This window comes from Pseudomonas sp. 05N434 (assembly GCF_056396965.1).
On record NZ_JBFTMK010000737.1, the window covers coordinates 1 to 1,974 of the forward strand.

The following is a 1,974-nucleotide window of genomic DNA, read 5'->3' on the forward strand; positions in this document are numbered from 1 at the left end:
CGAAGTAGGTGTCCTGGTACTGGAAGTCTGCCGGGGCGATGGCCAGCATCAGCCCGGAGAATCCGCCAATGGAGAACAGGATCACGAACGCCACGGCGAACAGCATCGGCGTCTCGAAGGTCAGCGAGCCTTGCCACATGGTGCTGGCCCAGTTGAACACCTTCACGCCGGTCGGCACTGCGATCAGCAGCGTGGCGTACATGAAGAACAACTCGCCCACCAGCGGAATGCCGACCACGAACATGTGGTGCGCCCAGACGATGAATGACAGGAACGCAATACTGGCCGTGGCATAGACCATCGAGGTGTAGCCAAACAGCGGCTTGCGCGAGAACGCCGGAATGATCGAGCTGACGGCACCGAAGGCCGGCAGGATCATGATGTACACCTCGGGGTGACCGAAGAACCAGAACACGTGCTGGAACAGCACCGGATCACCGCCACCGGCGGCACTGAAGAAACTGGTGCCGAAGTGGATGTCCATCAGCATCATGGTTACGCAGCCGGCCAGTACCGGCATCACCGCGATCAGCAGGAACGCGGTGATCAGCCAGGTCCAGACGAACAGCGGCATTTTCATCAACGTCATGCCGGGGGCGCGCAGGTTGAGGATGGTCGCGATCACGTTGATTGCGCCCATGATCGAACTGATCCCCATCAAGTGGATGGCGAAGATGAAGAACGTCACGCTTTCCGGCGCGTAGGTGGTCGACAGCGGTGCGTAGAAGGTCCAGCCGAAGTTCGGCCCGCCACCGGGGGTGAACAGGGTCGATACCAGCAGAATGAACGCGGCCGGCAACAGCCAGAAGCTGAAGTTGTTCATTCGCGGCAGGGCCATGTCCGGCGCGCCGATCATCAACGGGATCATCCAGTTGGCGAGGCCGACGAAGGCCGGCATCACCGCGCCGAAGACCATCACCAGACCGTGCATGGTGGTCATCTGGTTGAAGAACGCCGGTTCGACGATTTGCAGTCCCGGCTGGAACAGCTCGGCACGGATCACCATGGCGAACGAGCCGCCCAGCAGGAACATAGTGAATGCAAACCACAGGTACAGCGTGCCGATATCCTTGTGGTTGGTGGTCAACACCCAGCGCATCAGGCCTTTGGCGGGGCCGTGGGCGTGGGCGGTATCGGTATGAACATGGTCATCGACTACAACAGTCATGTCCTGTCTCCTGCAAACGGCTGGGCTGGGCGAACCGGGACGTCATGCCCCGACCGATTCCTTGAGTACGCAATAGACCGGGTCATTTGCTTTCCGCCTGTTTCAGCTCCAGCACTTCTTTAGGGGTGACCATGTCGCCTTTGTTGTTGCCCCAGGCGTTACGTTCGTAGGTCACGACCGCCGCGATATCGACTTCCGAGAGCTGCTTGCCGAACGCCGCCATCGCGGTGCCGGGCTTGCCATGGAAGACCAGGCTCAGGTGAGCCTCTTTCGGCCCGGTGGCGATTTTCGAGCCCTTGAGTGCCGGGAACATCGGCGGCAGGCCCTGGCCTTCGGCCTGGTGACAGGCCACGCAAGTGGTGTGATAAATCTTGTCGCCGCGCTCCTTGAGCTCGTCGAGGGTCCATTCCTTGCTGGTCAGCTCTTTGAGTTGCGCGGCTTCCGCCTTGCGCTCGCCCAGCCATTTTTCGTAGTCGGCCTTTTCCTTGACCTCGACCACGATCGGCATGAAGCCGTGGTCCTTGCCGCACAGCTCGGCGCACTGGCCACGGTAGATGCCGGGCTTGTCGACACGGGTCCAGGATTCATTGACGAAGCCCGGAATCGCATCGCGCTTGACTGCGAAGGCCGGCACCCACCAAGAGTGGATGACGTCGGCGGAGGTCACCAGAAAACGCACCTTGGCACCGATCGGCAGCACCAGTGGCTTGTCGACCTCCAGCAGGTAATGCTCGCCCTTGGCTTCCTTGTTGTGGATCTGATCGGCGGGGGTAGTCAGGTTGCTGAAAAATTCGACGTCCTGACCC

Annotated in this window: 2 protein-coding genes; both read right to left on the reverse strand. The window is 60.7% G+C overall.

Annotated elements, in window-relative coordinates; translation table 11 throughout:
* On the reverse strand, positions 1-1,168 hold a 1,168-nt coding region (locus AC1DLB_RS28780; protein ID WP_477786166.1), incomplete at its 3' end, for a cbb3-type cytochrome c oxidase subunit I.
* Positions 1,169-1,250: 82 nt separating this feature from the next.
* Positions 1,251-1,974, reverse strand: a 724-nt coding sequence (locus tag AC1DLB_RS28785) for a c-type cytochrome (protein WP_477786167.1), incomplete at its 5' end; no start/stop codon positions are given.